This window comes from Paenibacillus sp. NPDC058174, assembly GCF_042883865.1.
Taxonomy (GTDB): Bacteria; Bacillota; Bacilli; order Paenibacillales; family Paenibacillaceae; genus Pristimantibacillus.
On sequence record NZ_JBHVUY010000006.1, the window covers coordinates 122,126 to 143,415 of the forward strand.

General features: G+C 49.6%; 18 protein-coding genes. 12 read left to right on the forward strand and 6 right to left on the reverse strand.

All coding sequences use genetic code 11. The features are described from left to right. The first annotated feature begins 1 nt into the window (after position 1). Together ccpA and ACFVVF_RS23825 are read left to right on the forward strand one after the other, a co-directional pair. The gene (gene ccpA / locus ACFVVF_RS23820; RefSeq protein ID WP_387814947.1) at positions 2-1,012 is read left to right on the forward strand and encodes a catabolite control protein A; all 1,011 of its coding nucleotides are present in this window, start codon (positions 2-4) and stop codon (positions 1,010-1,012) included. Further along, positions 1,012-1,710 carry a 5'-methylthioadenosine/adenosylhomocysteine nucleosidase gene (locus ACFVVF_RS23825; RefSeq protein WP_387814948.1) on the forward strand — a complete coding sequence of 233 codons (699 nt, stop codon included), beginning with the start codon at positions 1,012-1,014 and terminating at the stop codon, positions 1,708-1,710. The genes ccpA and ACFVVF_RS23825 overlap by 1 nt, the downstream gene beginning before the upstream one ends. Before the next feature lie 50 nt (positions 1,711-1,760). Here ACFVVF_RS23825 and ACFVVF_RS23830 read toward each other — a convergent pair whose 3' ends face one another. Next, on the reverse strand, positions 1,761-2,945 hold the full coding sequence (locus ACFVVF_RS23830; protein WP_387814950.1) for an acetoin utilization protein AcuC: 1,185 nt from the start codon (positions 2,943-2,945) through the stop codon (positions 1,761-1,763). Between the two features lie 93 nt (positions 2,946-3,038). Further along, positions 3,039-3,674 carry a GNAT family N-acetyltransferase gene (locus tag ACFVVF_RS23835; protein ID WP_387814951.1) on the reverse strand — a complete coding sequence of 212 codons (636 nt, stop codon included), beginning with the start codon at positions 3,672-3,674 and terminating at the stop codon, positions 3,039-3,041. A gap of 247 nt (positions 3,675-3,921) precedes the next feature. On the opposite strand from ACFVVF_RS23835, the gene acsA reads away from it, so the two are divergent. Then, the gene (acsA, locus tag ACFVVF_RS23840; protein WP_387814953.1) at positions 3,922-5,646 is read left to right on the forward strand and encodes an acetate--CoA ligase; all 1,725 of its coding nucleotides are present in this window, start codon (positions 3,922-3,924) and stop codon (positions 5,644-5,646) included. Between the two features lie 50 nt (positions 5,647-5,696). On the opposite strand, the gene ACFVVF_RS23845 is transcribed toward acsA, so the two are convergent. Then, positions 5,697-8,858, reverse strand: a complete 3,162-nt coding sequence (locus tag ACFVVF_RS23845) for a transglycosylase domain-containing protein (protein ID WP_387814955.1) — start codon at positions 8,856-8,858, stop codon at positions 5,697-5,699. A gap of 309 nt (positions 8,859-9,167) precedes the next feature. On the opposite strand from ACFVVF_RS23845, the gene ACFVVF_RS23850 reads away from it, so the two are divergent. The 4 genes from ACFVVF_RS23850 (at position 9,168) to ACFVVF_RS23865 (ending at position 13,208) form a co-directional block, all read left to right on the forward strand. Continuing rightward, positions 9,168-9,704, forward strand: a complete 537-nt coding sequence (locus tag ACFVVF_RS23850; protein WP_387814957.1) for an NfeD family protein — start codon at positions 9,168-9,170, stop codon at positions 9,702-9,704. Between the two features lie 54 nt (positions 9,705-9,758). Further along, the gene (locus tag ACFVVF_RS23855) at positions 9,759-11,306 is read left to right on the forward strand and encodes a flotillin lipid rafts scaffold protein FloT (RefSeq protein WP_387814959.1); all 1,548 of its coding nucleotides are present in this window, start codon (positions 9,759-9,761) and stop codon (positions 11,304-11,306) included. 328 nt (positions 11,307-11,634) lie between these two features. Next, a complete protein-coding gene (locus ACFVVF_RS23860; protein WP_387814960.1) occupies positions 11,635-12,381 on the forward strand; it encodes a PEP-utilizing enzyme in 747 nt (248 codons plus the stop codon). Beyond that, on the forward strand, positions 12,378-13,208 hold the full coding sequence (locus tag ACFVVF_RS23865; RefSeq protein WP_387814962.1) for a PEP/pyruvate-binding domain-containing protein: 831 nt from the start codon (positions 12,378-12,380) through the stop codon (positions 13,206-13,208). Before ACFVVF_RS23860 ends, ACFVVF_RS23865 begins: the two co-directional genes overlap by 4 nt. A gap of 63 nt (positions 13,209-13,271) precedes the next feature. On the opposite strand, the gene ACFVVF_RS23870 is transcribed toward ACFVVF_RS23865, so the two are convergent. Beyond that, on the reverse strand, positions 13,272-14,045 hold the full coding sequence (locus tag ACFVVF_RS23870) for a class I SAM-dependent methyltransferase (RefSeq protein WP_387814964.1): 774 nt from the start codon (positions 14,043-14,045) through the stop codon (positions 13,272-13,274). Positions 14,046-14,211: 166 nt separating this feature from the next. After that, on the reverse strand, positions 14,212-14,811 hold the full coding sequence (gene rpsD / locus ACFVVF_RS23875; RefSeq protein ID WP_188892931.1) for a 30S ribosomal protein S4: 600 nt from the start codon (positions 14,809-14,811) through the stop codon (positions 14,212-14,214). A gap of 375 nt (positions 14,812-15,186) precedes the next feature. On the opposite strand from rpsD, the gene ACFVVF_RS23880 reads away from it, so the two are divergent. The 5 genes from ACFVVF_RS23880 to ACFVVF_RS23900 all read left to right on the forward strand — a co-directional run bounded on the left by ACFVVF_RS23880 (position 15,187) and on the right by ACFVVF_RS23900 (position 20,063). Beyond that, positions 15,187-17,130, forward strand: a complete 1,944-nt coding sequence (locus ACFVVF_RS23880; protein ID WP_387814967.1) for a sensor domain-containing diguanylate cyclase — start codon at positions 15,187-15,189, stop codon at positions 17,128-17,130. Between the two features lie 160 nt (positions 17,131-17,290). Then, positions 17,291-18,034 (forward strand): hypothetical protein, encoded by a 744-nt coding sequence (locus ACFVVF_RS23885; RefSeq protein WP_387814969.1) that lies wholly within the window; start codon positions 17,291-17,293, stop codon positions 18,032-18,034. Between the two features lie 96 nt (positions 18,035-18,130). After that, a complete protein-coding gene (locus ACFVVF_RS23890) occupies positions 18,131-19,246 on the forward strand; it encodes an aminopeptidase (protein ID WP_387814971.1) in 1,116 nt (371 codons plus the stop codon). A 103-nt stretch (positions 19,247-19,349) separates the two neighbouring features. Next, positions 19,350-19,592, forward strand: a complete 243-nt coding sequence (locus tag ACFVVF_RS23895; RefSeq protein WP_042160076.1) for an HPr family phosphocarrier protein — start codon at positions 19,350-19,352, stop codon at positions 19,590-19,592. Positions 19,593-19,775: 183 nt separating this feature from the next. Then, a complete protein-coding gene (locus ACFVVF_RS23900) occupies positions 19,776-20,063 on the forward strand; it encodes an Fpa/YlaN family protein (protein WP_042160078.1) in 288 nt (95 codons plus the stop codon). A 41-nt stretch (positions 20,064-20,104) separates the two neighbouring features. On the opposite strand, the gene cax is transcribed toward ACFVVF_RS23900, so the two are convergent. Continuing rightward, positions 20,105-21,163, reverse strand: coding sequence for a calcium/proton exchanger (cax, locus tag ACFVVF_RS23905; RefSeq protein ID WP_387814974.1), 1,059 nt, complete (start codon positions 21,161-21,163; stop codon positions 20,105-20,107). Positions 21,164-21,290: the final 127 nt, after the last annotated feature.

Here is a 21,290-nt window from a genome sequence, read left to right on the forward strand (position 1 = left end):
CGTGACGGTAACCATTTATGATGTAGCAAGAGAAGCAGGAGTATCGATGGCTACGGTTTCCAGGGTTGTCAACAACAATCCGAATGTGAAACCGGCAACTCGCAAGAAGGTGTACGAGGCTATTGAAAGGCTCGGGTATCGTCCGAATGCTGTAGCGAGAGGTTTGGCAAGCAAGAAGACTACAACGGTCGGAGTCGTCATTCCCGACATTTCCAACGCGATTTTCGCGGAAGTGGCGCGCGGAATCGAGGACATTGCGAATATGTATCATTATAATATTATTTTATGCAATGCCGATAAGCGCAAAGACAAAGAGATTCGCGTTATCAATACATTGCTGGAGAAGCAGGTTGACGGCTTGCTGTTTATGGGCGGCGCCGTAACGGACGAGCATATGCAAGCATTCAAGACGGCCAATGTGCCAATCGTGCTTTGTGCGACAACCGATGAGAACGGTGAGATTCCGTCCGTCGACATTAACCATGAAGAAGCGGCATATGACGCAGTCCGTAACCTGATTGAGCTTGGCCATACGCGTATCGCTATGATTAGCGGCACGCTGCAGGATCCGGCCAACGGCTATTCCAGATTCCAAGGCTATAAACGCGCGCTTGAAGAAGCGGGCATTGCTTATGATGAGTCGCTTGTGCGAATCGGCAATTACCGGTACGAATCCGGCGCTGATGCGATGAAGTATTTCATCGAATTGAGCGAGCGTCCGACAGCCGTATTCTCGGCAACGGATGAGATGGCGATTGGCGCGATTCATAGCATTCAAGATAACGGACTTAAAGTTCCGGATGATATATCGGTAATCAGCGTGGACAACAGCCGGATGGCGTCGATGGTCCGTCCGCAGCTTACTGCAGTTGCCCAGCCTATGTACGACATTGGTGCGGTATCGATGCGTCTGCTCACGAAGCTGATGAAGAAGGAAAGCGTGGAACAATCAAAGGTCGTATTGCCGCATGAGATTATTGTCCGGCAATCCGTTGGAGGTTTGTCGAAATAATGAGTTTCAGCAAGATTGGCATCATCGGTGCGATGGCGGAAGAAATCGAGCTCCTGCATCAGCATGTGGAAGCAGCGAATCAATTCGTCAAAGCGGGTATTACTTATTATGAAGGCAGCCTTCACGGCAAGTCTGTCATTTATTGCAAATCTGGAGTGGGCAAGGTGAATGCTGCGGTATGTACGCAAATTTTGCTCGATTTGGGCGCGGATTGCGTGCTGTTTACCGGCGTAGCTGGCGCAGTTGATCCGAAGCTCGAGATTGGCGATATCGTCGTATCCTCCAGCTGTATTCAGCATGATATGGACTGCTCGCCTCTAGGCTTTGCGAGAGGGGTTATTCCCTACCATGAGCGTTCTGAATTCGTTGCCGACGAAAGACTCGTTAAGCTGGCAGCTGATGCGGCATCCAAGCTGTTCTCCGGCCGCAGCCTGACAGGCAAAGTGTTGTCCGGCGACCAGTTTATTGCAAGCCGTGAGGCTGTACAGCAGCTGCATGAGATTTTCCAAGGGGCATGTGCGGAGATGGAAGGGGCTTCGGTCGCTCAAGTATGCGATTTGAATGAAGTGCCGTTCGTCATTATCCGTTCCATGTCGGACAAGGCTGATGGATCGGCTCATGTCAACTTCCCGGAGTTTACAGTGAAGGCATCCAATCATTCCTACCAAATTATCCATGAAATGTTGAAAAACATTTAAAATGAAAGAGCTGTGCGGAAGTGTGACGATTCCGTACAGCTCTTTTTGATTTACACCAGATCCTGTACAGCAATAAGCCGTACAGTACGGTTTTTATTCGTAATCTCTTCGCGGCGGGGAATAGGAGGAACCTCGCTCAGATCATCCAGCCACCACCCCGGCAGCTCCTCTGGACTTAATGATCTCCATTTGTCGAGCCAGAGCGGAGGCAGCGGAACATTGCTTCCTTCCTCTTCAAGTGCAGCTGAGATCGGATGGTCAGTCATCGTAAGCCATACAAGCGACCAGGCCCGCGGCACAACGCGCCATATATCATAGCCGCCTCCGCCAAGCGCTGCCCATCTTCCGCCAGCATAACGGTGGGCTAATTGATGAATAATGGCGGGCATTTCCTTATAGATCCGCATGCTGCAATGAATATGGGAGAGCGGATCATAGGCATGGGCGTCGCAGCCATGCTGGCTAATAATGATGTCCGGCTTGAACGCTGCCGCTACTTTTTCTACAGATTCACGAAAGCTTTCCAGCCAGGAATCGTCCTCGGTATAAGGCTCTACCGGTACATTGAAGCAGGTGCCAAATCCGGCATCCGTTCCTTTTTCATGAACAAATCCGGTACCGGGAAACAAAAACTTTCCTGTCTCGTGAATGGAGTACGTACAAACCTGGGGGTCGTCGTAAAAAACCCACTGTACGCCGTCGCCGTGATGAACGTCTGTATCGATATAAAGCACCCGGGCGTTATAGGTTTGTCTCAGATGACGAATAGCGACGGCTGCATCGTTATACACGCAAAAACCAGCGCCGCGATCGGGGAACGCGTGATGGAGGCCGCCAGCCATATGATAGGCATGAAGCGCTTTACCGCTCATCACCTGATCGGCAGCTTCTATGGATCCAGCAACGATGGCAGCAGCTGCCGTATGCATGCCGGGAAAGAAAGGCGTGTCTTCCGTATCAAGCCCGAATTTCGCGGCTGCTTCAATATCGTCTGGCGAGGGATGGTCCTCGCTTAGCTTTTGTACAGCGTCTACATAATCAGGCCTATGAACAAGCGTAAGCAAGCTGTAGTCAGCTGTATAATCAGGAATGACGATCGCTTCTTCCTGTAAGGCGTTGGCGGACTGAAGCAGCTCTCCCGCCAAAGTTAATCGGATGGGATTGAACGGGTGTTCCTCTCCGAAATTATATAATGCCGATTCTGGGTGGCGAATAAATACAGCGTTAGAAGACATTGCTCCGAGGTCCTCCCTTGGCGTTGGCGGTCATGGCTTGCGGCCGCGAAATGGCTTGCTATCTGCGCTCCTGCAATGAATGGAATAGGAGCATCAATACATAAATCGTTGGCGGAAGCGGACCCGATCGAATTGTTCCGCCGACTGCAGCGGCACCTCTTTGCCGATTTTGACCATTAAGCAGTTGGCGGGATGGGAGCAAATCTCCGGATCGTCTGTGGCGAACCATACCATGCCGACCGACTTCATCAGCTTCTCCATCATGGCGCGGTATTCCCAGACGTTCAGCTTCGTTCCTTCCAGATCCCAATGCCAATAATATTCTGTCGTATAGACGATAACGTTATCAAGCTGTTCATCGGCGAAGGAGAGCTCGATCATCTTTTTCCCGAGGCTGTATCCGCGATAGGCGTCGGCCACTTCGATGGCCCCAAGCTCAATAAGATCCTCCATGCCGCCCTCAGACCATCGTTCAAGCTCGTCAGGGTAGTGGAATGTGACGTATCCGACAATGACGTCGCCATCCCGGGCCGCAATAATCCGGCCTTCTTCCAGTTCGGCGATTTCGATTAATGCGGCATGCTGATCCTTGGGCCGGCGGAAGGCGTCGAGATCAGGATGCATCGAGCAGGTGCGCAGCTCGTCCGGGGTTATCGGCCCCGCTACGATTAGCTCGCGCTCCCCCGAGGTTGCGATTGTCGTATGTTGAAAAATTTTACGATGCTCCAAAAGCATGTGCCCCTTTCTTTGCTGCGATAGCGGTTGCACAATTGTCTATAAATTGGTTATAGCAGAGTTCAGAGCAAATGAAAAGCATAGTCGAACGGAAAGCGATTATGCTATAATTGGTTTGGCGGTTGAAGAACCAATGGAATCCTTAATGAATGTCGGCTTGTTTGCCTGCAAGTACCGGCTATTATATGTAAGCGTATTCTTATCGGTTCGTTTTTTAACAGATTTGATGGGAGATGATAGAATGTCCAACTTGCATCAAGAGCGAATTCCGGCAGTTGCATTGAATCCAAACCTGGTTAATTATGATGAGGCGGCCGCCGCATTCAATTGGGAAGACATCGAGCGTCAATTCAGCTGGTATGAGACCGGCAAAGTCAATATGGCGCATGAAGCTATCGATCGTCATGTGCAGTCCGGCAAAGGATCGAAGATAGCTTTGCATTACAGCGACAGTGCAAGAGACGAATCATACACATACGAACAGCTTAGCAAGCAATCCAATCGCTTTGCGAACGTGCTGCGGAGCCGCGGCATTACGAAGGGCGAGCGGGTATTTATTTTCATGCCAAGAACGCCTGAGCTTTATTTCAGCGTACTTGGCGCATTGAAGGTTGGCGCTGTCGTGGGGCCGTTGTTCGAAGCCTTCATGGAGACGGCGGTCAAGGACCGGCTGCAGGACAGCGAAGCCGTCGCAATCGTTACGACGCCTTCCTTGCTGGGAAGAATTAAACGTGACGAGCTGCCTGCACTCAAACATATTTTTGTATTTGGCGAAGGCGTGGAATCGGATGACACCATCGTCGATTTCGGCGCCGAGATGGCGAAGGCGTCAGAGGAAGCGGAGATTGAATGGCTCGGTCGCGAGGATGGACTCATTCTTCATTATACCTCCGGATCTACCGGTAAGCCTAAGGGCGTATTCCACGTTCAGAACGCCATGATTCAGCATTATTACACAGGGAAAATCGTACTTGATCTGAAGGAGGACGACATCTACTGGTGCACAGCCGATCCAGGCTGGGTAACGGGAACCTCCTATGGCATATTTAGCCCTTGGCTGAACGGTGCAACGAATGTGATTCGCGGCGGGCGTTTCAGTCCTGCAGACTGGTACAGCACGATTCAAAAGTACGGTGTAACCGTCTGGTACAGTGCGCCAACTGCCTTCCGCATGCTGATGGGTGCGGGCGACGATACGGTGAAGCAATATGATTTGTCCAGCCTCCGCCACGTCCTGAGCGTAGGCGAGCCGTTAAACCCGGAAGTAGTGCGTTGGGGAATGAAGGTATACAACCAGCGCATTCATGATACGTGGTGGATGACAGAGACGGGCGGACAGCTCATTTGCAATTATCCGTCGATGGACATCAAACCGGGTTCAATGGGCAAGCCGCTTCCTGGCGTGAAAGCAGCCATCATTGATGACCAAGGAAATGTACTGCCTCCATACCGGATGGGCAATCTGGCGATTCGCACGCCTTGGCCGTCCATGATGCGTAAAGTATGGAACAATCCGTCCAAATACGAGGAATACTTCCGTCTGGAAGGCTGGTATGTATCCGGTGACTCGGCATATACGGACGAGGACGGTTACTTCTGGTTCCAGGGGCGGATCGACGACGTTATTAATACGGCAGGGGAGCGGGTTGGCCCGTTCGAGGTGGAAAGCAAGCTCGTCGAGCATCCGGCTGTAGCAGAAGCTGGCGTTATCGGCAAGCCAGACCCGATGCGGGGGGAAATTATTAAAGCGTTTATTGCCCTTCGCGAAGGCTATGAGGCATCCGATGAGCTGAAGCAGGAGATCGCACAGTTTGTAAAAGTCGGCTTGTCGGCGCATGCCGCGCCGCGTGAAATTGAATTCAAGGATAAGCTGCCGAAGACACGCAGCGGCAAAATCATGCGCCGTGTGCTGAAGGCTTGGGAATTGAATTTGCCTACAGGCGATTTGTCGACAATCGAAGATTAACAAAAACCCCCCGGGTTATAACCCGGGGGGTTTTTGTTATCATTTGCGGTTTACTGAACCTTAACCTGATTGGAAGGCGACGATTTGCCGGATTCATTCTCTGCGGAAATATAGAATGTGCCCGATACAATCGTAATCGGATATTCGAATGAGGTCTCCGAGGTCGTACCAACTTCGACGAAATTGCCGTCATTGTTTGCACTGTAATAGATGTGATACGTGAACACTTGATCAGAGACCGGATTTGGCTTCCAGGCGAGCCGGACGCTTAGATCCGTCTTCTCCCCCGAAAGTCCGCTTGGAGCGGCAGGATGGGCAAGCTCAGGCTTAGGCGTGCCCTCTGGGTTGTTGCCTCCGCCATGATTGCCGCTGCCGTTGCCATTATTACTGCCATTTCCGTTTCCGTTGCTATTTCCGGGATTGCCGGGATTTCCGTTGCCCTCCGGTTCACCGTCTCCAGGCAGACCTGGAAGGCCGGCTGTATTGCCGAAGAGCATCATCGCGCTCTGCACCGATTCTTTCCCTGCGACGTCCACGGCCGTTACATAGAATCGGTAACCCTGTCCGCCGGCAACGTTTACTTTGAACTTCAATTCATCCCCGACGAGCAGGGAGTCGCCGACTTTCTTGAAAGGCTCCTGGTTAATCGCCTGATAGAGACGATAGCCGACAACATCCTTCTCGCTGTTCGCGCCAAAACTGATCATTACGACACCAGAGCTGATCGATTGCAGCTTGACGTTGCCCGGTGCTGCCGGAGCACTGCCGTCATCCACACGAGGGTCGACCTTGGATGGTGCATCTTTACCTGCATCTGCTGGCAAGTAGAAGGACAATGGTCTTCTGCTGCTTGCCGGCAGCTTCGATTGTGCTGCTGCAATTTCATCCATCAAAGCATCAAGCGGCCGTTTCCGTTTAATAACAATTTGCTGCCGCTGCATATCGGAAGGTGTTTCCGGCTTTGGTACATAGTTAACGCCTTGATAAGGGATATAGGCCATTTTGACAAGTGCATCGTCCGATTCTTTCGGTAAAAACTTTTTGTTGAACCAGTCGGTTACGAGCATGCCGGCTTCATTGGTTAATTGGGTCGGCCGCTTGCCGCTGGCGCTGGATACGGTCGCTTTGACGATACCGTCCGGACGGGTAAATTCCTTCGTCGGGAACAGCTCAGGCTTTTTCTCCGTAACCTGATTCATAATGAGCGCCCAGATAGAACGGGCACGTTTTTTGCCGTCGTTGGAAAGCGTATAGATTTGCTTCTCATAACCGGACCATACGCCTAGTGTTACGTCAGGCGAGAAGCCCATGAACCATACGTCTCCATAGCTTTGCGTCGAGCCGGTTTTACCGGCAATCGGAATTTTACCGTAGCTTTTGAACTGTGACGTCAACGCATGGGCTGTACCGGAGCCGCTCGAAATGACGGTGCGAAGCATATCCGTAACGAGGAATGCCGTTTGCTCGGAGTAAACCTGCTTCGGTGCTGCTTTATGCTCATAGACCGGTTTGCCGGATGCATCCGTAATGCGTTCGATCATATAAGCATCATTGAAAACGCCTTTGTTCGGAATCGTTCCGTAAGCATTGGTCAGCTCTTCAACCGAGACGCCGATGCTAAGACCGCCGATTACCCCGGTTTGGGCGCCATCGTCCTGCGGCTGAAGCGTCGTAATACCAAGATCACGGGAGAACTGCCATGCATTTTTGATTTGCACATCATCCAAGAAGATTTTGAGTGCCGGCAAGTTCATGGAGCGGTTAAGCGCTTCACGAGCCGTTACGAGTCCGGCATATCTGTTGTTGGAGTTTTTCGGGATATGGAAGCCCTTTTGTCCATCCTTCAATACGATCGGCGCATCGTCTACGATGCTGGCCGGCTGAATGACGCCTTTCTCAATAGCAGGCAGGTAAGCGGCGATCGTCTTCATCGTCGAGCCTGGCTGACGCGTCATTTGCGTAGCAAAGTTCATTTGCTCCTCGTAAAAGTCACGGCCCTCCAGCATGCCCAGAATAGCGCCTGTCTTATGGTCAAGCATGACCGCTGCAATCTGCTCGATGCCTTTCTCCTTGCTTACAGGAGAGAAGTTTTTCTCATTGGAGCCGATTTCGCGCATAATTTGATAGACATCTTTGTCGATCGTCGTATAAATATGGTATCCGCCGCGAAGCAGATGCTCACGCGCTTCTTCGATCCGTGCCGCATTTTCTTTTTTGCGAAGATCAGCTTTTGTCAGCTTTGGATCCTCAAGCATCAGCAGCACTTCTGCCGCTTGCCGCTCGGCTTCCAGCATTAAATAAGGGTAAGTCGTATAAGCTTTCTCGCTTGGCGCAGCGAGCGTCTTGCGAATATCGAATGCTTTCGCTTCATCATATTGCTGTTGATTGATGCGTCCGGTTTGCAGCATGCGCATCAGTACCGTGCTTTGACGTTCCATCGCGAGCTGGAAGCCTTTTTCGCTAAACTGGCCTTTCCCGTTAAATGCCGTATAAGCGGATGGGCGCTGCGGCAAGCCGGCAAGATAAGCAGCCTGGGCAATATTCAACTGCTTGAGGTCGGTAATGTTGAAGATGCCCTTAGAAGCAGCTTTGATGCCGTATAAGTTATAGCCGCTCGAACCGTTGCCGAAAGGCACTTTATTCAAGTAGGCAGCCAGAATTTCATCTTTCGTCAAATAACGCTCCATCCGGATAGCAAGGAAAATTTCTTTGATTTTACGGCTGTCCGTTTTGTCGAGGCTTAGAAATACGCGGCGGGCTAGCTGCTGAGTAAGCGTACTGCCCCCGGTCTGGGTATCTTCATTAAGCAGCTTCTGCTTAACAGCCCGGCCGATCCCGTTAATGTCGACGCCATGATGCGTTTCGAAGTTATTATCCTCAATCGCGAGCACAGCGTTAATTACTTGCTCGGGAAGATCTTTGTATTCGATGAGAATCCGGTCTTCTTCCGTCCGAAGCTGGCCGACCAGTGTTTCGTCATTAAAGTAGACGAAGCCGGTAGCGGAATTCTCGTTCACCTTTTCCTCAATAAGTGTGCGCGGCCGAACCACTTCGTCTTTGACGAGTGCGGATACATAGCCGGTAACGGCTCCGCCTGCCAATAAAGCGATGAAGATGGCGAAATAAATCATCCACTTAACGGTTAGAAAAGATACGATTCCGAAGGTGCGCCAAGCGCTTCGGGATGGCGTGGATTTGCGGTCTTCCTGCATATAAATAAACTCCTCCTCCAAATAACCAAAAACTATTATAACATAAAACACCATCAGAGGAAGCCTAGAGAAGATGCTTCCGTGGAGTGCGCTCTGTATCATAAGTTGATGAAATTGAAAATGATAAGCATACAATCCTTATCGTTAGACGAGACATAAGCAGGAAATGTTGTGGTCAAAGGATGAAAAAAATGCTGGAATAACGGACAAATTGTAATTTTTATTGGCGGTACGAAACATAATAGGCGCTTTGCGCGTACTAACTTATATAGAGGTAACAACATCTGGATAAGGAGAAAGGAGGAGGAAATGGAGGCTTTATTTTGGGGCTGTCTTATATTCGGAGTGCTGTTTGCCATTATAAGCGTCATATTCGGGGATTGGATCAGTATGGCACTGGATGGCGTGCTTGATTTTTTATCTCTCGATGGATATCCCTGGATGCAGCCGATGTCGCTTGTTGGCGGCATTACCGCCTTCGGCGGTGCGGGATTGCTTTTGACCGACCATACCTCTATGAACAACGGGCTGATTACGATTATTGCTCTGCTGATCGCAATCATTATAGCCGGAGGCGTTTATTTTGTTTATGTCAAGCCGATGGAGCAGAGCGAGAATTCGCTAGCGGTGTCTGAGCAGGAGTTTTCGGGCAAGCTGGCAGAGGTGCTGGTACCGATTCCGTCAAAAGGATATGGTGAGGTAATGCTTAAGGCGGGAGCGGGTCATACGAATCAAATTGCAGCGAGCTTCGATGGGGAGCCGATTCCTGAAGGGGCGCAGGTTGTCGTAGTCGAGGTAAGAGACAGCACCCTGTACGTTGCAAAAGTAGATCTTCAGACCAAGTAAAGAAAGAGACAAGGTAATAAAGCAAGGCCGACAAGAGAGGAGAATGATGGGGTTATGCCAGAGGACTTTTTAATACCGGTCATCGTAATTGCAGTAATTATAGTGTTAGGTTTGGCATTCTGGGCCCGGTATCGTACCGTAAGACCGGATCAAGCTATGGTGGTAACAGGCTCGTTTCTGGGCAGAAATAATGTGCTCGTAGACGACTCGGGCCGCCGGATCAAAATCGTGCGTGGCGGAGGCGCGTTTATTCTTCCAATTTTTCAGAGAGCCGAATTCTTGTCCCTGCTTTCCCACAAGCTGGATGTATCGACTCCGGAGGTTTATACGGAACAGGGCGTACCGGTTTTGGCTGACGGGGTAGCAATCATTAAAATCGGCGGTGTTGTAGAAGATGTGGCAACAGCGGCCGAGCAGTTCATGGGCAAGCCGATCGAGGCGCTCAAAGGTGAGGCGCAGGAAGTGCTGGAAGGCCATCTGCGTGCTATTCTTGGATCGATGACGGTGGAGGAAGTATACCGGAATCGCGACAAATTTGCTCAGGAAGTTCAGGGGGTTGCAGCCCGGGATTTGAAGAAGATGGGGCTGCAGATCGTTTCTTTTACAATAAAAGATGTTCGAGACAAGCATGGCTATCTGGAAGCCCTCGGCAAGCCGAGAATCGCAGCTGTGAAGCGGGATGCGGATATCGCAGAAGCGGAAGCGGTCCGGGATTCTCGGATTAAGAAGGCATTGGCTGAAGAAGATGGCCAGAAGGCGGAGCTGCTGCGTGATACGAATATCGCGGAAGCGTCGAAGGAGAAAGAGCTGAAGGTCGCTTCCTTTAAGAGAGATCAGGATACGGCGAAAGCGGAAGCCGATCAGGCGTATTCGATTCACGAAGCGCGTGCTCAGCAAAGTGTGGTTGAGGAACAAATGAAGATCGAGCTGGTTCGTAAAGAACGTGAGATTGATCTGGAAGCGAAAGAGATCTTGCGCCGTGAGAAACAATATGACGCTGAAGTGAAGAAAAAAGCGGAAGCTGACCGTTACGCAGTCGAACAGGCAGCGGAAGCTGATAAAACGAAAAAGCTGCGCGAAGCCGACGCGATTCAATATCGAATCGAAGCAGAAGCAAAGGCATTGGCCGAGCAGAAGCGTCTGGACGGTCTGGCTGTAGCCGATGCCGAGAAAGCGAAGGGTACGGCGGAAGCAGAGGTTATCCGTCTTCGCGGTCTTGCGGAAGCTGAAGCGAAAGAGAAGCTGGCGCAAGCGTTTGAGAAATTCGGCGAAGCGGCTATACTCGATATCATTGTGAAAATGCTTCCGGAGCTTGCCGGTAAAGTGGCAGAGCCGATTAAAGGCATCGACAAGCTTACCGTTGTTGATACGGGTCATGGTGAAGGAGCGGCACGCCTTAGCAATTACGTAACGTCGCTCATGGCGACAGCGCCTGAGATGCTGAAGAGCGTATCGGGCATCGACGTTAATGAGTTGATGAAGGGGCTGACCTCCAAAGTATCCGGTGCTATAGCTCCGGCTCCGCAAGCGGCTGCGATTGAAGTAAAGCCTCAGCCGACGATCCTTGATCTGCTGGAGCAGGATTTGAATAAGAACGAATAATGAGTAACAGTAATTCGTTGCCTTTTTGAAGGAAATAATTGACAAGGCGATATTGGCAGTGTATTCTTGACTTACATTTAAAGTAAAATAATACGAAGGAGTGAGGACAATGGAAAAATTCAAACAAACGATCAATAACTTCATATCGGGTCCTCGCGGTGTTATTTTTTAACTAATTCGCTTATGTCGAAATAAGCCCTGAGGATAAATCTGTCCTCAGGGCTTTATATGTATGCAGGCTTACTCTGAAATATAGAGTAATTCCTTGCATTAAAAAAGCCACTGACATGTTTGCGGTGGCTTTTTTGTATTTACTTGAGATAAGGAGATGGTTGTTTTCAACAGAGTTAGAATTTGGTATCAGAATGAGATTGAACAGCTTAAACCGCTGGTGCGGGATGCCTACCAACAAATTTACAAGTACCAGCTTGAAAGGACGTCGCTGCTGGAATTACAAATGCGTGAAGCCATTGCACAGACAACACCGGTATTAGAAATTTTTATTGAGCATATTCCCCAATATAAGAGCAGCTATATTAAAGTTCTTGCTAAGCAGGATCAGCTCGCGGCATCCGATTTGATTTTGTGTTTTGACCGGGCGATATATGAACTGCATTTGTATGCAACGTTAGGCAAAGGAATCGGGAAATACGCCAATGAGGCGCCTTGGAGCAAGGAGCTTCGGACACTCTTGAACGAACGGCAAGCAATAGAACCTGCAAATGATCGTATCGCTGCTGAAGAGTTATTTCTTGCGAGCGGAAAGGTTGCCAGTTCCGGTCGTGCCGAAGGAAAAGCAGCAGTCATATTGCACAAGGATGAGCTTGTGAACGTAAGGAATGGAGACATTCTAGTGACGACGATGACGACGCCTGATTTTATCGAGGTGGCTCCATTCATTGCAGGACTTGTGACGGATCGTGGAGGCATTGTGTGTCATGCGGCTATTTTGGCGAGGGAGTTTAACATCCCCTGTATCGTCGGGTGCGGAAATGCAACGGAAGTTGTTGAGAACGGGCAAAAAATTCGTATAGATGCGATTTCCGGCATCGTTATGGGATGTGCTAATGAATGAAACCGATACCTTTATATGAGGCGGCTGAGGTTGAGATGTACGGGCGTAAAGCGGTGAATCTGGGTACGGCTGTTAAACACGGTTTGCCAGTGCCTAAGGGGTATGTGCTGTCGGCTTCAATTGTTGTGCAATTTGTGAAAGGAGAGCTTAATTTAGAAGGTGATATTCGTTCGATGTTAGACGCATTAGGTTCCGTTTCTGTCAGATCATCTGCTATTCAAGAAGATGGCGAGCAGTCCAGCTATGCCGGATTGTTTCATTCCTGTTTAAACGTTACTACCGTTAAAGGTGTTGAGCAAGCGATTCATTATATTTGGGAGTCGGCGCAGTCTAAACGCTTGAATAGCTACATCCGAAGAGCAGAGGGGGTCGCAACGATAGATGACAGCGATGCATCTGTACAAATAGCGATAATCATTCAACAAATGATCAATTCCGATGTGTCGGGAATTTTGTTTACACGAAACCCTGTTACGTATGCGGATGAACGGGTAATCGAGGCGGCCTGGGGACTTGGCGAAGCGGTTGCTTCGGGATATGTGACGCCGGATTGCTTCAGAATGAACCGAAGCGGGGAAATGACGGAATCGACGACTGGTTTGAAGGAGATTGCCATTCGATTTGGTCCATGTGAAGGCATCATTGAACATAAGCTTGACGACATTATCTCAAATTCGCTGAGCTTGACCGCCAAGCAATGCAGTCAATTGAACGGTCTAGCTGAAAATTGCGAGCAAACTTTTGGCCCCGACATCGATATGGAATGGACCTTGGCAGATGGAAAGCTATGGCTGCTTCAATGCCGGCGGATAACCGGGTTTATATAATGAAAAGAAAAGAAAAGGCATTTCAACCCAGTTGAAATGCCCAGTCCTTAGATAAGGGAAGGATTAAGGCTTGAACGCCAGCACCCGGATGCGGTAATAATCGGCAACGGCATTCTCCTCGGCCTGCAGCTGCTGCTGCTCCCGGAATAAGCGATTAATATTTTGCATGACTTGTTCCTTATCGGAGTTATTCAAGGTGTGGAAGAAAGCATCTCCGAATTGTGAGAGCCAGTGAAGCAGCCCTTTATCTCCGTCAGGCAGCTCGGTCGGCCGGCTGAACAATTCTGCGGAGCGGACATGGAAGCCTTGCTGCTCCAAAAGGCTGCAATACTCGCCGATAGAGGGGAAATACCAGGGATTCAATGGTTCGGCGTCTATACCGTATTTCGGCAATACCTCGCTAATCGCTCTCACAATGGCTTCAACATTGTCTTTTCCTCCAAACTCTGCGGCAAATCGGCCGCCGCTGCGGAGGCTGTTCCATACCGATTCGATGACGCCTGAAGGATTGCTCTTCATCCAGTGCAGGGCAGCGTTCGAGAATACCGCATCAAATGGCTCATTTACAGTAAAGTTTTGTCCGTCTTCGACAGAGAAAGGAATTGTCGGGTATTTCTCTTTCGCTTTGGCGATCATTTCCGCTGAATAGTCAATTCCGCTTACGTTAGCTCCCTTTTCAGCAAGTACAGCGGAAAGGTCGCCGGTCCCGCAGCCCAAATCAAGAATACGTTCGCCAGCCTGCGGATTCAACCATTCCATAATACCTTGGCCAAACTTAGATACAAATGCGAGATGCTGATCGTAGGAATCAGGGTTCCATTGCTGTACGGATGTCATAGATTATCGCTCCTTCTGTTTCTGATGCCCTTATTGTGGCATACAAGAACATAAGAAGTGAAATATATAAAGATTATTTACTTTATAGGTAATTCCTATAAATAAGCAAAAAAAGAACCCCGCGAGCCTTTGCAGGCTGTAGGGGTTCTCTGATCTGCAGCAGCTATTAACGGCTGTAGAACTCGACGATTTGTTTTTCGTCGATGTCTTGGGACAACTCAGCGCGCTCTGGCAGGCGGATGAACTTGCCTTCCATTGCTTGATCGTTGAATTCCAAGTAGTTAGGAATGTGGTGACGGCCTTCGATTGCTTCTTTGATCGTTTTCAGGCTGCGGCTGCGCTCGCGCAGGCCGATTACGTCGCCAGTCGATACTGTGTAGGAAGCGATGTCGACTTTTTTGCCGTTAACCGTAACGTGACCGTGAGCAACCAACTGACGTGCGCCTGCACGGGAGTTGGAAAGACCCAGACGGTAAACCAGGTTGTCCAGACGGCTTTCAAGAAGAATCATGAAGTTTTCGCCGGAAATACCTTTGATTTTAGCCGCTTTGTCGAACAGGTTGCGGAATTGTTTTTCGTTCAAGCCGTACATGTGGCGAAGCTTTTGCTTCTCAGCCAATTGGATGCCGTATCCGCTCATTTTTTTGCGTTGGTTCGGGCCGTGTTGACCTGGAGGGAATGGGCGTTTCAGTTCTTTGCCAGTTCCGCTCAGGGAAATGCCGAGGCGGCGGCTCAATTTAAATTTAGGACCAGTATAACGTGACATACGTAGTGTAACTCCTTCATCAAATGGGATTTTTGAGAATGGGGTTGTGTTTCGCCGAATACGCCCTATGCCCGGAATGAGTCCGGAGCCTGATAATCAGTTCAGCCGCTGGAATATCAGCGAACGTATTTCTGAGGGTGACACAAAACCAGTACGCCCATGCATTCAACAATAAATATTAAATGAAATACCCCCTATTTGTCAAGATTGCACAGTCCTCAGCAACCCTTGTTCGACATAGTGTCTAAAGGCCTATTAATTATAGGAAAGAGTAGTGCAATATTCTTAAAAATACAGTATGATGAAATTATTGTATGAATTGATGATTGAATGCTCATCTCCTTGTTATACGTGCGAAAGGGCTGGGTGTTGCTGATGGCAGATTATAATGAAAACCATTCACTTCAAGATGAATCTGCTGCGGCAGCTCATCTTGAAGTGGAGATGAATTCGTCGATCTGGTTCGAAGAGGAAGATATGACTAGCGCAGATGAACCATATTTGGCGCCGATACTTTCAGACAGCTTTGCGTTATGGCATAAAGAAACGGACAAGCTGCTGCTGGCAGAAGGTTCGTTTGCCCTTTATGACTGGAGCTTGAAGAGTATCGGCATCGTAGGCGGCTTGAATAAATCAGAGACAGCGGTTGTGCAAGACTTGACTGATAGGCTGGCAGCAGCTGTTCAACAGTCTGGCTCAATCGAGACGGAATCGCTGGGATCGCTTTATGCGAGCGCAGTACCGGTTATGAAGCGTTCGGAAGAACGCCCATTTTGCGTTTTTATCCATGTTTCAACAGCGGCGGATCCGAGCCAATCGGTGGCGAAGCTAAGTGCCTTGCACTTCCGCAGCTGTTTCTATCGGAGATTCGAGCAGCTTTATGTGAAGGACTTGCTGCTGCAGCAGCAGCGTACGGAAAAGGAGCTCAACCGCAGAGACGCCCTGTTCGGGGTCGCCAAGCAGCTGTATGACCAGACCGACGTAACCTCTGTCCTGTCACAGATGCTGATGAGTCTGGAGAAACTGTATCCTACCTCAGAGGTTCATCTCTATTTGTCACAGGATCACCTGAACGGAGATCCGAGAGTGAAGCCGCTCGTATTTAAAAATACGGCCCATGACCTTATCGCCAAAGCTTTCCTTGAAGGGCGGCCGGTGAATGAGCTGGACCGCAACGGGATGATGCGGATCGCAATGCCAATGACGGGCAAGCAAGCCGCATATGGCGTCTTGTTCATTACAATGGAAGCCCAGCGGTGGGATGTCTCAGACCTGCCGGCGTTTCTTCTGGTGGCGGATACCGCAGGCTCGGCTTTCGAGAATGCGAAGCTGTACGAGCAGTCCAATCTGCTCATTAATGAATTGCGCCTAATCAATGAGCTTGCAAAGCGGCTTAATCAATCGTTGCGCCTGAAGGAAATTTTTCAGTTCGTAACGAAGGAGCTTCTCAACATATTCGAAGCGGATTTCTGCTGCGTGCTCCAATTAAACAAAGAGAAAAACCAGTTCATCGTGATGTCGAGCAACGTGCCTGACATGTCGAGCGAGCAGTTTTCACCGGAATACGGCTTTTGCGGCATCGTTCATCGGACGAAGGAGCCGCTCATCATATCGGATTATTGGAATACCCGGGTCGTTACCTCCAAGCTAATGGACAACACTGGCTCAAGATCGCTCATTGCATCTCCGATATTGGTAGATGGCGAAGTAGCGGGTGTCATCTTCGTCACGCATAAGACAGCGAACTTCTTCAGCTATGACAATTATAAGCTGCTGCAGGTGATGTCCACGCATATCGGACTGGCAATTACGAATGCATCGCTTCATGCCGAGGTGCGGCGGATGGTCATCACCGATAATTTAACCGGACTGCATGCCCGCCATTACTTAAATGAGCAAATTCAGAACCGGCAGCGCAAAGATCCGCTGGGAGCCCTTATATTAGTAGACATTGACCACTTCAAACGCATTAACGATACGTTTGGCCATCAGGTCGGGGACCGTATTCTTGTGCAGGTGAGCAACATCATTCGCGCTTCGATTCGCCAAGGCGATATTGCGGCAAGATGGGGCGGCGAGGAGCTTGCTGTCTATCTGCCGGGCATTCAGGCAGAGCAGGCGTTCCGTATCGCTGAACGCATACGCTCTCATGTCGAGGAAGAGACGGATCCGGTTGTTACCGTTTCATGCGGCGTATCGGAGTGGACCTTCGAGAATGAGAAGATTAGCGTAGAGTCTTTGTTCTATCGGGCGGATATGGCGTTATATGAAGCTAAGCATCATGGGCGGAACTGTATATTCGTGGGGCAAGCTAACTAACGGCATATTAATAGATGCTTATAACGAAAGAAGAGCATGAAGCGCAAAGAGCGTTTCATGCTTTTTTTTGTCCATAAATGGCCTTCCCGGCCAGACGGGAATAAAACACCTTAGGTACAGGAGACGCTAACGCTATTGAAACGATAGGAGGAATGCCGCTATGGCAGCTAGGAGAACGAATGCAACAGCAGCAATTCGAGCGTCACTAATCGCACTGGTCATGCTGCTGCTGGCCGGATGCGCGGGACTGAGGGGCGAACGCAGCCCGGAGGAATGGCTTTCACTGTCCATTGCCGGACTGGCAGCAACCGATAATTTTGCATATAAAGGACAAACCACGGTGTCTACCGCGGAGGGCTGGTCACATGAGCCCAGAAGCTTTCAAGGACAAGTAGTTGGTCATGAAACGATAAAAGCCAAAACAGACGACGGGGTAACTTGGAATCCTGTCGATCTCCTGAAGGAAATACAAGCTGACCATAAACATATTGAAATTATGCAAAATGCGGCAAATACATCATCTCCTAAAGGAACGGGGAAAACGGTCAGACTGCGTGTGCAGGCAGACGAAGCAGCAGCGAGCGAGAAGTGGAAGCGGAAGCTGACTGGTGAGCTTGATAAATTGGAGAGCGGGGCGCCAATTGAACAAAACGAATACCGCAAGGCGTATTTGAATGAGCTGAACAAGTCGCGCACGCAGCTTTCTGCGATGCTGCAAACGCTGCGGGTACGCTCGGAGTATCAGATCGTAATCGATGCGAGCAGCCTCGTACCGCTATCGATGGAGGAGCAGTCTGTTCTTACCTATATAAAGGATACGAAGCCAAAAGAGGAGATGCGAAAGACTACGATGCAATTTGGCTCCTTTGACGGAAAGGCTGCTGCTCCAGCTAGCGTGAAATAGACGGCTAGCGACCGGTCATGATACGATAGAACGGATTCTGGAGCGGCCTGTAAACCGTTTCGGAGCTGTAAGGAAGAGAACGAGGAGGTAATCGCTATGCGCGATCCAAGACTGCAAAAACTGGCCAGTAATCTGGCGGGCTATTCCATTGATGTTCAGCCGGGGGACAATGTCCTGATTGATATGATCGGAGGGGAGCGGGAGCTCGCCAAATGTTTGATTGAGGAAGTGACAAAGCGGGGAGGCAGACCGTTCGTTGAGACGAGCGACCGTTCCGTACTCCGTTCGATGCTGAAGCATGCCACGAAGGAGCAGCTTGAGCTGTGGGGACAGCTCGATCTGGAGCGAATGAAGCAAATGCAAGGGTATATCGGTGTTCGTGCAGGCGAGAACGCGAATGAAATGGCGGATGTGCCTGACGATAAAATGAAATTGTATGATCAGCTGTATATGAATCCGGTACATATGGAAGAACGCGTAAAACGGACGAAATGGGTCGTGCTTCGTTATCCTAATCCATCGATGGCCCAATTAGCCAAAATGAGCACGGAAGCGTTCGAAGATTTCTATTTTGACGTATGCAATTTGGACTATTCGAAAATGGATCGTGCGATGGACCCGCTGCAAGCGTTGATGCAGCGGACGGATCGCGTCCGCATCGTATCGCCGGGCACTGATCTTACGTTCTCGATTAAAGGAATTGGTGCTAAAAAGTGCTCGGGACACCGCAACATTCCGGACGGCGAAGTATTTTCCGCTCCTGTTCGGGATTCCGTTCAAGGTAAAATTACCTATAATGCTCCGAGCGTCTATTCCGGCGTTTCGTTTCAGAACATTTCATTTACGTTTGAAAACGGCAAAATTGTCGAGGCGACGAGCAATGATACGAAGCGTCTGAACGAAATACTGGATGCTGATGAAGGCGCCCGTTACATTGGCGAGTTCGCTATCGGCTTTAACCCTTACATCTTGCATCCGATGAATGATATTCTGTTTGATGAGAAAATTGCCGGCAGCCTGCACTTTACGCCAGGGCAAGCTTATGAGGAGACGGACAACGGCAACCGTTCGTCGATTCACTGGGACCTGGTGCTCATTCAACGTCCCGATTACGGCGGCGGAGAAATTTATTTCGACGATGTTTTGATCCGCAAGGACGGCGTTTTTGTACTTCCTGAGCTCCAAGGATTAAATTCCGAAAATTTGAAATAAATGAAATAGAAGCGTTTTTCATTTTGCCCCTTGTCGGATATGATTTTTCGGGTTATCATGATTGCTAAGGAAAGCTTTACTAAAATTTCTGGAGGGATTCCCCATGTCCAACAACGCAGCTATCGTAGAAATTTCCCAAGCGGCTAGCCAATTCCGCTCTTCAATCGTTCTGCAAGCCGACAGTAAATATATCGACGTTAAAAGTATTCTTGGGCTGTTCACAACTTTGGTAGGCGGACATTCGTACGAGCTGCATGTACATGGACCGGACGCTGAAGAAGCGAAAGCAGCTATGGCGGCGGTATTTGCTAAGCATGATCTAAATGTTACAGTGGTAGGCGAATAGCATTTTGCTAAATGACACGTTTTGGAAGCCGTGTATCAAGTAGATACCGTTCCGAAAAAATAGAGAAGCGCTTTTTCAATTATTTGAAAAGGCGCTTTTCTGTTTTGTCCTTGTGTATTGGCTCTTTTTCGTCTAATATAAAAGGTATAGACGACGGCGGGTACACGCACAGGGGGGAAAACGATGTCTTCACCGGAAGTCACGGTCCAATTGCATGAGAAGGCGCTGCGTCTCCTTATGGAGGATGCCAGCAAAATCGAGAAACTGATCGAAGTTCAGATGGAGAACTTGACGACCCGTCAATGTCCGCTGTACGAAGAGGTTTTGGATACGCAAATGTACGGATTCTCGCGCGAGATTGATTTTGCAGTGCGTGCGGGACTCATAACCGAGCCAAGCGGGAAGGAAATGCTGAGCAGGCTTGAGCGCAACTTGGCGCAGCTGTATGAAGCGTTGAATAGAAAAGAGTAGACTCCAGTTGGAGCCTACTCCTTTTTTTTGCCCGAATCCGATTAAACGAGATAGAAGGCAAAGCCCAGAATGATATAGACCATTAACAGCAGGAAGCCTTCATACCAGTTCGTGTTGCCGTCTCTCGATACCGACTTGGCAATAAATACGGACACGCCTATCGCGGTCAACTCGATCGGGGTGAAAATAATATCCATCGTGTCGCCAAACAGCGTACTGACCAAAATGAGCACCGGTGCGACAAACAATGCGATCTGCAGGCTGCTTCCGATGGCAATTTCGACCGCTGCGCCGATTTTGTTCTTCATAGCGAGCATGATTGCAGCGCTGTGCTCGGCCGCATTGCCGACGATGGCAATAACGAAGGCGCCGACGAACAGCTGAGACAAGCCAAATCTCTCGGTAAACGTATCCAGCGTATGTACAAGCCATTCACTGGTGAAAGCAACCATTACCGTTGCGACGACCAGTAAAATGATGGAAGTACCCTTGGACCAAGCGGGCTCTTCGCCGTGATCGGCGTTCATGTCTTTATCGGAAAGAACGTCTTTATGGGTAATCATGGAGAACACGAGCCAGAGCAGGTAAGAGACGATGAGAATGCAGGCCACCGCCAAGCTCAGGAAATGGTTCTTGGTAAGCGAGAAATGCTCTGCTCCGACAAATACTGCGGGAACGAACAATCCGATAACCGCCATAATCATTAGTGTCGAATTGTGTTCTGCCAGCTGGTTGTTGAATTTCTGCTGCTTGTACTTCAGTCCGCCAGCGAAAAGGCTGAGGCCTAGAACGAGAAGCAGGTTGCCGATGATCGAACCGGTGATGCTCGCTTTCACCATGTCGAATAATCCTTCTTTTACAAGGAAAATCGCGATGATAAGCTCTGCTGCATTGCCGAAGGTGGCGTTAAGAAAGCCTCCGAGCCTTTGTCCCGCGTAATGCGCTACGCTTTCGGTCGCTTTGCCGAGAAAGCCGGCAACGAACACGATTGCAATCGCGGAGATGATGAATTGAAGCGTCATGTCGAAGCCGGCGAAATGGCCGATTGCGCTTAGCGCAAACATTACGATCAATCCGGTGAAAAACAATTTCTGTCTCACGAAAAATGCCACCTTTGCATGATAGATGTTGAAAACTGTAATTAATATATCGAAAAAAATGAAACATGTAAACTTTTTCCTAAGCATTGCGGATTGAAGCCGCTCTTTTGTTGCTTCCGCGCCTGCC

What these genes read in the sequence shown, in the direction of transcription:
- ACFVVF_RS23825 (WP_387814948.1), top strand. Translation starts at nt 1,012, where the DNA reads ATGAGTTTCAGCAAGATTGGCATCATCGGTGCGATGGCGGAAGAAATC.
- ACFVVF_RS23830 (WP_387814950.1), bottom strand. Translation starts at nt 2,945, where the DNA reads ATGTCTTCTAACGCTGTATTTATTCGCCACCCAGAATCGGCATTATAT.
- acsA (WP_387814953.1), top strand. Translation starts at nt 3,922, where the DNA reads ATGTCCAACTTGCATCAAGAGCGAATTCCGGCAGTTGCATTGAATCCA.
- ACFVVF_RS23845 (WP_387814955.1), bottom strand. Translation starts at nt 8,858, where the DNA reads ATGCAGGAAGACCGCAAATCCACGCCATCCCGAAGCGCTTGGCGCACC.
- ACFVVF_RS23850 (WP_387814957.1), top strand. Translation starts at nt 9,168, where the DNA reads ATGGAGGCTTTATTTTGGGGCTGTCTTATATTCGGAGTGCTGTTTGCC.
- ACFVVF_RS23855 (WP_387814959.1), top strand. Translation starts at nt 9,759, where the DNA reads ATGCCAGAGGACTTTTTAATACCGGTCATCGTAATTGCAGTAATTATA.
- ACFVVF_RS23860 (WP_387814960.1), top strand. Translation starts at nt 11,635, where the DNA reads ATGGTTGTTTTCAACAGAGTTAGAATTTGGTATCAGAATGAGATTGAA.
- ACFVVF_RS23865 (WP_387814962.1), top strand. Translation starts at nt 12,378, where the DNA reads ATGAAACCGATACCTTTATATGAGGCGGCTGAGGTTGAGATGTACGGG.
- ACFVVF_RS23870 (WP_387814964.1), bottom strand. Translation starts at nt 14,045, where the DNA reads ATGACATCCGTACAGCAATGGAACCCTGATTCCTACGATCAGCATCTC.
- rpsD (WP_188892931.1), bottom strand. Translation starts at nt 14,811, where the DNA reads ATGTCACGTTATACTGGTCCTAAATTTAAATTGAGCCGCCGCCTCGGC.
- ACFVVF_RS23880 (WP_387814967.1), top strand. Translation starts at nt 15,187, where the DNA reads ATGGCAGATTATAATGAAAACCATTCACTTCAAGATGAATCTGCTGCG.
- ACFVVF_RS23885 (WP_387814969.1), top strand. Translation starts at nt 17,291, where the DNA reads ATGGCAGCTAGGAGAACGAATGCAACAGCAGCAATTCGAGCGTCACTA.
- ACFVVF_RS23890 (WP_387814971.1), top strand. Translation starts at nt 18,131, where the DNA reads ATGCGCGATCCAAGACTGCAAAAACTGGCCAGTAATCTGGCGGGCTAT.
- ACFVVF_RS23895 (WP_042160076.1), top strand. Translation starts at nt 19,350, where the DNA reads ATGTCCAACAACGCAGCTATCGTAGAAATTTCCCAAGCGGCTAGCCAA.
- ACFVVF_RS23900 (WP_042160078.1), top strand. Translation starts at nt 19,776, where the DNA reads ATGTCTTCACCGGAAGTCACGGTCCAATTGCATGAGAAGGCGCTGCGT.